This window comes from Halomonas sp. 3A7M (genome assembly GCF_014897875.1).
GTDB lineage: Bacteria > Pseudomonadota > Gammaproteobacteria > Pseudomonadales > Halomonadaceae > Vreelandella.
Genome location: NZ_JABUZD010000147.1, coordinates 21,517 through 29,980, shown reverse-complemented (window position 1 = coordinate 29,980; position 8,464 = coordinate 21,517). Strand labels below are relative to the sequence as shown.

At 49.5% G+C, this 8,464-nt stretch carries 8 protein-coding genes; 4 read left to right on the top strand and 4 right to left on the bottom strand.

Annotated elements, in window-relative coordinates; all coding sequences use genetic code 11:
- Positions 1–223: 223 nt before the first annotated feature.
- Complete coding sequence (locus INT19_RS13010; protein WP_193061084.1) at positions 224–538, top strand: hypothetical protein; 315 nt, start codon at positions 224–226, stop codon at positions 536–538.
- 613 nt (positions 539–1,151) lie between these two features.
- Here the strand turns inward: INT19_RS13010 and INT19_RS13005 are convergent.
- From INT19_RS13005 to INT19_RS12995, 3 genes are read right to left on the bottom strand one after another with little or no spacing between them, the layout of a single operon-like run.
- Entirely contained in the window at positions 1,152–1,538 is a 387-nt protein-coding gene (locus INT19_RS13005; RefSeq protein WP_193061083.1) for a hypothetical protein, read from the bottom strand.
- Positions 1,528–2,253 (bottom strand): StbB family protein, encoded by a 726-nt coding sequence (gene stbB, locus INT19_RS13000; RefSeq protein ID WP_193061082.1) that lies wholly within the window; start codon positions 2,251–2,253, stop codon positions 1,528–1,530. The genes INT19_RS13005 and stbB overlap by 11 nt, the downstream gene beginning before the upstream one ends.
- Before the next feature lie 11 nt (positions 2,254–2,264).
- Complete coding sequence (locus tag INT19_RS12995) at positions 2,265–2,651, bottom strand: hypothetical protein (RefSeq protein WP_193061081.1); 387 nt, start codon at positions 2,649–2,651, stop codon at positions 2,265–2,267.
- 546 nt (positions 2,652–3,197) lie between these two features.
- Between INT19_RS12995 and INT19_RS12990 the strand changes: the two genes are divergently transcribed.
- Genes INT19_RS12990 through mobF form a run of 3 tightly spaced genes read left to right on the top strand, consistent with a single transcriptional unit; the run spans position 3,198 to position 8,049 of the window.
- The gene (locus tag INT19_RS12990) at positions 3,198–3,518 is read left to right on the top strand and encodes a hypothetical protein (protein ID WP_193061080.1); all 321 of its coding nucleotides are present in this window, start codon (positions 3,198–3,200) and stop codon (positions 3,516–3,518) included.
- Positions 3,519–3,527: 9 nt separating this feature from the next.
- Positions 3,528–5,114, top strand: coding sequence for a type IV secretion system DNA-binding domain-containing protein (locus INT19_RS12985; protein ID WP_193061079.1), 1,587 nt, complete (start codon positions 3,528–3,530; stop codon positions 5,112–5,114).
- A complete protein-coding gene (mobF, locus tag INT19_RS12980) occupies positions 5,107–8,049 on the top strand; it encodes a MobF family relaxase (protein ID WP_193061078.1) in 2,943 nt (980 codons plus the stop codon). The genes INT19_RS12985 and mobF overlap by 8 nt, the downstream gene beginning before the upstream one ends.
- Positions 8,050–8,104: 55 nt before the next feature.
- On the opposite strand, the gene INT19_RS12975 is transcribed toward mobF, so the two are convergent.
- Complete coding sequence (locus INT19_RS12975) at positions 8,105–8,452, bottom strand: hypothetical protein (RefSeq protein WP_193061077.1); 348 nt, start codon at positions 8,450–8,452, stop codon at positions 8,105–8,107.
- Positions 8,453–8,464: the final 12 nt, after the last annotated feature.

The following is an 8,464-nucleotide window of genomic DNA, read 5'->3' as shown; positions in this document are numbered from 1 at the left end:
TGATAAGGCGCGGCGGGAGCGGTAGCGGCGGTCGGGGCCGGTGGCTTGGTTGCCTTCGCGTTTCCCATGCGTGGCCTACGGCCACCAGCATCCCGTTTTGGACAACACCGGCCAGCGGTTGTGGTTACCCACTACCGATAAAAGCGCATAAATCGTATGATAAACAGTTGACATAATCGGCGGTATGGGCGATAATATCACCATACCCACAAAGGAGACTGTTATGACTCACGACGGCATGATCCAAAACCCGCTTTACCCGACCGATCCGGGCTATGTTATCAAGCCTTCAGCGTTGGTATCGCTGGCTGAAAAAGCTGCGGCAGAACGAGCCGGGGGCCACGTTGATGACTTTGAGAGCTATCACTATGCGGCGACTGTAGGTTTGGATTACCGCGACTATGATCGCTATAGGGGTGAGCTACTAGAATTCTGGTTATACGTGCTGGACGACGAGGACGGAAAAGCCCTCTGGGAGGCATTTCACGGGCCTGCTATCACAGCGCCAAGCGAGCCGGTTGATGATATACCGTTCTGATCTAGGACTGCGGTTCGCCCCTGGGCGAACTGCAGTCGGTTTAGGCGTGGGCGTTATCGTCGCAAAGCTCCGATTGCCCACGCCTAAACCGACTGCCTCCGCTCGCCTGACTCGCTGCGCGCTTCGCTTGCAGCAGGGGCCAGGGCATGGCATTGCTCGCTTCGCTCCAATACCATGCACCTGGCCCCTGCAAGGAGACCGGTTCTCTTTACCTGCATGTAGATGGATCAAGCGTCCGAGACCGTGGACAAGCCGCAAACCCCCGCGGCTTGCCCACCGCCTCGGCGCGCCTTGCCCTTGTAGGGGCAGGCGCTACGCTTGATTGAGACACGGAGTAGGAGCCAGGGCACCCGTTGTCGCTCCGCTCCAAAGGGTACACCTGGCACCTACTGAAAGGCCGGACGACAGAGTGGTCGCAATCTCAAGTGGCGGAAGAAGGAGCAGTTGCTCGCTGCCCGTGGACAAGCCGCAAAACCCCGCGGCTTGCCCACCGCCATCGAACAACTGCTTGTGCCGTGTAGCATGGCTCAGGGCATGGGCAACGTCGCTACGCTCCGAAGCCCATGCACCTGAGTCATGCAGCCTGGTGCTAATGTGGATTGCGCAATCCACATTAGGGGAAGACAAACAACACAAACCCAGCCAAGACCAGGGCAACTCCCACGGCAGCGCCCACGGCAGCAGAGAGCAACGCTACCGACGCGATGCGGCGATGCGTGAAAGCTGACGTTTTCACCATATCTTTTGAGGCGGCACGGGCCGCCTCTTGTATGGCTTGCACTCCATCTTTCGCAACGCGGGAAAAAACCCGGTACGCCCCGACAACATCCTTGTTGAGCGCGGCCAGTGAGGCCAACGTGGCCTCATGCTCCTTTTGCTGTTCAGCGTGCATCTTTTTAGCGTCTGCTTTCATCGCCTCCAATTCAGCCAGGATCTCTTTGGCATCGCCTACCATCCATTCAAATGCCAATTCTTCACGGGACGGCGGTTTACTCGGCATGGTTATCAACCTCCATTATCGCGTTATAAGCAGCATCCAAACTATTACGGACAGGAATGGCTTGGCGAGTCCAACGATATTTTTTAGCATACTCTCGCGCTTTATCTTTGTTTTTAGTTTCTTTAGCAAGCTGGCGATAGTCAACATTCTCCCCAATCAGTTCATTGAACGACATTGAGTGAAAGGATAAATAATCAAACACCTCGCTTTCATAAACAAAAGCGCCGTCTACGATAGTCGCTTCTTTCGTCTCTTCAAGATATTCAAAGGCTTCTGGCAACTCTTCGCGAGGATCGTTTTCAATCCGGTTAGGAAGGAAAATAATTTTTTCAGCCGGAATCCCAAGGCCCGCTAAAGCGCTAATTGTTTTGATTGCTTCTTTCCAAGACTTAGCTTCTGGCGTTGCAGGAACAACGTACTTATCAAACTCCTCGATGGCTCCATCAAAGCGCGACATTTCAGCGAAGAATGCTTCTATGTTAGAAGCACCAACATCAACAATTGCATTATCTTCTAAAACCATCAATTCAATCAGCTCGCCAAAATCACGACCAGCTAACGTTTCAACTCGCTTCACACCCAAATCAGATGCAGATAAATTGATAGTTTCAACGGCAAAGAAAGTAGGGTTATTCATGCGCGGTAAAAACAAATGCGTTGAAATTAGCGTTTTGCCGGTGCTTCCGTTCATGCTGAGCATTATCACTTTCGACATATTACACCTCGTTAGTATTTGCGGTTCTTGCCGGTTAATTCAGATAGCTTGTCGTCTATATCATCACTAGGCTTGAAATCTTTTTTGCTAATGATGCCTCGCTTCGCTTTCTCTTGCTTAGCTTCTTTTTTCACAGGCGCTTCAGATGGCTCATTGATCGGCGCCACTTCACCATCGCTTTTGTCTGCTTTTGCTACGCTTCGCTTGGCTAGCTGTTGTTTTTTCCGCGCCCTTTTCAGGGCGGAAAGAAAACCGTCATAGGTTAATGTCAGCCCGTGTTTTGACTTCAAAGCCGCATAAATTTCCGGTCGTTTTGCACCGGCTTCAAGCTCGGCTTCAATCTCGGGCAATAGTATCCGCACCTTGGCGGAATCGTTGCGCGTGTCTAAAAGTCCCATCACCCAACCTCTCTTGTGGATCTATGCTGGCATCATCCCAGCACCGTATAGGCGATGCTTGAACCTACTTTAGCCCCACTTTAGCCCCACTTCAACCCCAATGAAGCAGTTTTTCAAAAAAAGTGGCCCTATTTCAGCCCTACATTGGCCCTGTTTACCATGGCAGTAGAGATAAAACCCTCTCTACTGCCATGGTAAACAGCCCTACTGTGGCCCTAGTATAGACCTTGAGTAACCCCAAACAAGCCCTTTCAACCACAAAAACCACTTCCCAGGTCGCTATGCGACCTGGGCCCCTGGTAATGGGACGCTTTAAGAACCGCCATACCCTTAACCTGGCTGGAAATCGCGCCAGGTTAAGGGTATTTTGGCCCTTAACAATGCATACACCATACGCAATGCTTCGCATCGCTAAGGTGCTGATTCTAAAGAGGAATATAAATTTCCTTTAAAAACCTTGTCTGACAAAAGTCAGACAAAACCATTCAAAGGCCTTTATATATCAGCTATAGTGGTCAGACATTTGGCAGACAAGAGGGATGGACAATGGCAAGGCACACGATAAGGTTCTCAGACGAGCAAATAGCCCAGCTTGAAGCAGCTTCAGGCGGCAATATTTCGGACTACATTAGAAAGAAGCTATTCGGGGAGGATGGTGGCCTCAGAGAGGCGCTTGATCGGATCGATCACCTTTCAGATGACATAGAAGACTTGATCCGTTCGATGCCAGAGAGCGGTGGCAACGAAGGGTTGCCACTACTTGCCGAAATCCTGCTGATCCTTCGAGCAACAGTAAAGCCGGAAACCATTAGGAAGGTTCAAGCTGAATTGAGCCGAAACGCTATTACCCCATGGTCAGCTGAATAGGTATTTATTATGAGCAAGTCACCAGGATTAGACGCTGCTGGGCTAGGTAAGCTGTTCTTGTTTCTTATGCTTATATTGCCCCTTTTTTCGTGGTTCTTCACTGCAAAGTTTTTATTTGATATCAACCCTGATAATGCAAGGCAAGTTTTCCCCTTTATTTTAAAAAATACGTTTAATGTGTGGCCTTTATGGTCGGCCATTTTAGGTGGTGCTGTAGCGGCATGTTTAATAACGGTCACGGTTCGCCAGCTTAGTAAGTCTGTTTTTAAGGGCGCGTACTTTCACCATTTCTTCCGCGGTAGTCGATTAGTATCTCAACAGCAATTGGCAGCGATAACCAGAAAGCGTAAACAGCAACAAATAACAATAGCAAATATACCCATGCCATTGTCGGCTGAAGTTCGCCATGTTGCAATCGGCGGGGCAACAGGTACGGGCAAAACAACCGTAATGAAAGAAATGATGTTGGGTGCTCTAAAAAGGGGGGATAAACAAATAATCTTAGATCCAGATGGTGATTTTTTAAAAACTTTTTATAGAGAAGGCGACAAAATATTAAACCCCTTTGATGCCCGCACAGAAGGATGGTCGTTTTTCAATGAAATACGTAATGACTATGATTTTAACCGTTACGCGCAATCAATGGTTGTGCCGTCCTCTAACTCAGAGTCAGAAGAGTGGAATAGTTTTGGTCGGTTGCTGCTACAAGAAGTAGGTAAAAAGCTATACCAAACAAAATCAGAGCCCACGATTGAGGAGGTCTATCATTGGACTAACCGAGTTCCCCTTGAAATGCTTGAGGCATTTGTAGCCGGTACTGACGCGCAAGGTCTGTTTACTGAAAATGAGCGCGCTTCAGGCAGTGTTCAGTTTGTACTTAGTAACAAACTTGCCCCTCACTTAATTATGCCCCATGGTGATTTTTCTCTAACAGATTGGCTTGAAGATAAGAAAAGTAAGACGCTTTTCATTACATGGAACGAGTCAACACGGGCCGCTATTCAGCCATTAATTTCATGCTGGGTAGATACGATTATTCAAATCATATTGGGTCGTCCGACGGAAAAGGCTGAGCCAACCTGGCTATGGCTGGATGAGCTAGAAAGCCTTGGCAAGCTACCTACATTAGGGGCGGGCCTAACCCGTGGTCGTAAAAAGGAATTTAGGATTGTCTCGGGCTATCAATCATCATCCCAGTTGATAGACGTGTACGGTGAGCACCTGGCTGAAACGATGCTTAGCAACCACCGGACTAACTTGGTTTTCGCTGTTGGTCGTCAAGGCAAGAAAACCGCGGAAAGAATGTCTGACGCACTGGGTGAGCATGAGGTGCGCCGGGATCGTCCAGAAAAATCGTACCGTTGGGGGGAAATGGCCACGCGCAGTGACCGAAGAGAAGTGCGTAAAGAATCGGTCGTTATACCGAGTGAAATCATGGCGTTAGATGATTTGCATGGTTACGTGTCATTCCCCGGTTCGCTGCCAATTGCCAAATTTGAGATAGAGCCAATTAATTTTATTCGTCGCAATCCTGTACCCGCTTTCATCCCTAAAGATGAATCCGGGGAGCTTGGGTTAGGGTTTGAAAATGCTTGATATCACAACCATTACACGTAACAGCGTCGGTGCGGTTGTAAAATACTACGCTGACGGTGCTGATGATTATTATGCCAAAGATGGCCAAGCCTCCCAGTGGGCCGGAAAAGGAGCGGAGTCACTAGGTTTGTCAGGCGAAGTTGATCAAGACCGTTTCAAAGCCATGCTTGGAGGACAGCTTAATGAAACCACTCAATTACGCCGTGTAGTTAAAGAAGGAGCCAAAGAGCGGCTAGGTTATGATTTAACGTTCTCCGCGCCAAAAGGGGTGTCGCTGCAAGCGTTAGTGCATGGAGACCACCGTATCATCCAGGCGCATGACAAGGCCGTTCAGGCAGCCGTTCAAGAGGCGGAAAAGCTGGCACTGGTGCGAAGTACACAAAATGGCAAAACGGCCACTCTACACTCCAACAACCTCACTGTAGCGACGTTTCGCCATGAAACCTCCAGGGCAAAAGATCCTGATTTACACACTCATGCCTTTGTATTGAACGCAACGCAAAAAGAAGATGGTACATGGCGCGCATTAACTAATGACGGCATCGTTAACTCATTGGCCCACCTGGGGAACGTCTACAAAGCAGAGCTGGCCAAGCAACTGCAAGAAATCGACTATCAGCTCAAGGTGGGCAATAACGGTACGTTTGACCTGGCGCACTTTTCAGAGAAACAAATTGATGCATTTAGCCAGCGCTCGGAACAAATCGAAGCAAAATTAGCAGAAGAAGGGCTGACACGAGAGACGGCAAACTATGCGCAGCGTCAGGCTGCGGCACTCTCTACACGCTCAAGCAAAGAGACCGGCGTAGATCGAGAAGAGCTGCGTAAAGAGTGGCAGAAAATGGCGAAAGAGGCGGGCATCGACTTCAACAGCCGCGAGTGGGCAGGAGAGGGGAACCGTTACCAGGTAGAAAAAAACAGTGCGCCTACAATAGATAAGTCGTTGACAGTGGCCGAGAACGCCGACCGTTGTATTGATTTCGCCATCAAAAGTTTGACAGAAAGGGATACGATCATTGCCGAACATCGAGTAATGGATAAAGCCATTAATCACGGATTTGGTTTAGTTTCGGCGGGAGACGTTAAGGGGGCTCTTGATCGCAAAATCGCAAAGGGCGAGCTGCTGGCCGAAACCCAGGTATATCACGCTTCCTCCGGCAGTGGAAAAGAGCAAAGCAAGGTTGAACAAACACCGGCGCTGACACGGCGTGAATGGATACAAGAAGTCGAGAAGTCTGGGAGGGATAAAGTCGAGGCCCGTAGGCTTGTAGATATCGGTATAAAAGAGGGTCGCTTGGTAAAAGGGAAGCAGCGCTATACAACACCACAGGCTCAAGCCCGAGAGCGTGCTATTTTGCAGCGCGAGAAGGAGGGAAGGGGGGCAGTGACAGCTCTGGTGGACAAGCCTCAGATGGAGAAGTTTAAACAGCAAGAGCTTAAAAAGCCGGAAGCCGCTCGTTTGAAAACCGGGCAATTGGCGAGCGTCGAAATGATAGCTACTTCGACGAATCGATTTACGGCAGTACATGGCTATGCCGGTACTGGTAAAAGCTATATGACGAAGACGGCTAAGCAGTTACTAGAGAGTAATGGGGCTCATGTAACGGGGCTTGCGCCCTATGGCCCTATGGTAAGGAATTTACAAGCGGAGGGAATGGAGGCCCGCACCGTTGCCAGCTTCCTCAAAGCGGCCGATAAGAAAATAGGGCCAGGCTCAGTGGTCGTAATTGATGAAGCGGGGGTTATACCCGCTCGACAAATGAACAAGCTAATGGAAACCATCGAGGCGCACGGGGCTAGAGCGGTGATGTTGGGGGATACCAGCCAGACAAAAGCTATTGAGGCGGGTAAGCCATTTGACCAGCTGATTGCCAGTGGCATGAAAACCACCTATATGGACGAGATCCAGCGCCAAAAAAACCCAGAACTTTTAAAAGCTGTTGAGCTTGCCGCGAAAGGCCAAGCTAACAAGTCGCTGCAACATATGAGCGCCCCCTTGGAAATTGACAGCGCGAGAAGCCGCCATGAGCACATGGCCAAAACATTCACGGCGCAAACACCCCAAGAAAGGGCAGAATCCATCATGGTAACAGGCACCAATAAGAGCCGCCGTGAGCTCAATGAAATCAGCCATGAATCTCTTGGGCTAAAAGGGAAAGGCCACGAGTTTCAGACGTTAAACCGGGAGGATATGACACAGGCCGAACGGCGCTACAGCCGGTACTACAAAAAAGACTCGATTATCATCCCAGAGAGGGACTATAAAAACGGTCTCAAGCGTGGCGAGGCCTATACCGTTATTGATACTGGCCCCGGCAATAAGCTGACTGTAAAAAGCCAGGCAGGGGAGATGATCAGTTTTTCGCCTGCCCGGCATAAAGAAATGTCGATTTACTCAATGGAGAAAATAGAGCTATCGAAAGGGGATGATGTACGCATTACTCGAAATGTCGCAGCAGCAGACTTAGGCACCCATGAGCATTATACGGTGGCTGATGTTAAGCCTGGCCAAGTCACGTTGACCAACAGTGCAGGCAAGCGGGTGACGTTGGACAATAAAGCCCCTCTACCTATGACGTATGGTTATGCAACAACAGTGCATAGTGCCCAGGGGTTAACGAGAGATCGCGTGTATGCCAACCTTGACAGCCACTCACCGACGACGACAAAAGAGGTCTACTATGTTGCCGTCTCACGGGCACGCCATGAAGTGAAGCTTTACACCGATAAAACTAGCAACCTACCCAAATCGATAATGCGGGATACCCAGAAACATGCAGCGCTGGATATTAAATTAGAGCGTGAGGTGCAGAAAGCCGGGAAAGAAAAGGAGCATACCAAGCCGCTGTTAGGCAAGGAAACATCCATCAAGGCTGGCCCTCAACGTGTTAAACAGCGGGAAGGGAAAGAGAGAGGAAGGGCGATAGGGCGGTAATGGAAAGCGGGCCATGTTTACATGGCCCTATAGCACGTTGGGCACATGCCTAGCTTTACGAAACACGCCAGCTTTCTAAAATCCATTCACCATGATCTTTGATCCAGGTTTTCAATTGTCGGTTGGCCTTCGTTTTAGCTTCAATCTCTACTCCTGTATGAGGGTTGCGATATTTCATAGGAGCTTTGCTTTGACGCTGTTTTTTGGAGGGCGGGTGAGGGTTCTCATCGAGTTCGGCTAACACTGCCTTGGGCGTTTTCTGAAATTCGCGCATGAGGCCTTCAAGGCTGGTGAGGAACCTTTTGTCCCGTGTATATCGAGGGTCGCTTTCTAGGTTATCGAGTTCTTTTTTCAGTCTTTCCAAGTCACGTTGCTTTGCTTCAAACTCTTGTAAAACACCCATGCTTTACTCCCG

What these genes read in the sequence shown, in the direction of transcription:
- INT19_RS13010 (WP_193061084.1), top strand. Translation starts at nt 224, where the DNA reads ATGACTCACGACGGCATGATCCAAAACCCGCTTTACCCGACCGATCCG.
- INT19_RS13005 (WP_193061083.1), bottom strand. Translation starts at nt 1,538, where the DNA reads ATGCCGAGTAAACCGCCGTCCCGTGAAGAATTGGCATTTGAATGGATG.
- stbB (WP_193061082.1), bottom strand. Translation starts at nt 2,253, where the DNA reads ATGTCGAAAGTGATAATGCTCAGCATGAACGGAAGCACCGGCAAAACG.
- INT19_RS12995 (WP_193061081.1), bottom strand. Translation starts at nt 2,651, where the DNA reads ATGGGACTTTTAGACACGCGCAACGATTCCGCCAAGGTGCGGATACTA.
- INT19_RS12990 (WP_193061080.1), top strand. Translation starts at nt 3,198, where the DNA reads ATGGCAAGGCACACGATAAGGTTCTCAGACGAGCAAATAGCCCAGCTT.
- INT19_RS12985 (WP_193061079.1), top strand. Translation starts at nt 3,528, where the DNA reads ATGAGCAAGTCACCAGGATTAGACGCTGCTGGGCTAGGTAAGCTGTTC.
- mobF (WP_193061078.1), top strand. Translation starts at nt 5,107, where the DNA reads ATGCTTGATATCACAACCATTACACGTAACAGCGTCGGTGCGGTTGTA.
- INT19_RS12975 (WP_193061077.1), bottom strand. Translation starts at nt 8,452, where the DNA reads ATGGGTGTTTTACAAGAGTTTGAAGCAAAGCAACGTGACTTGGAAAGA.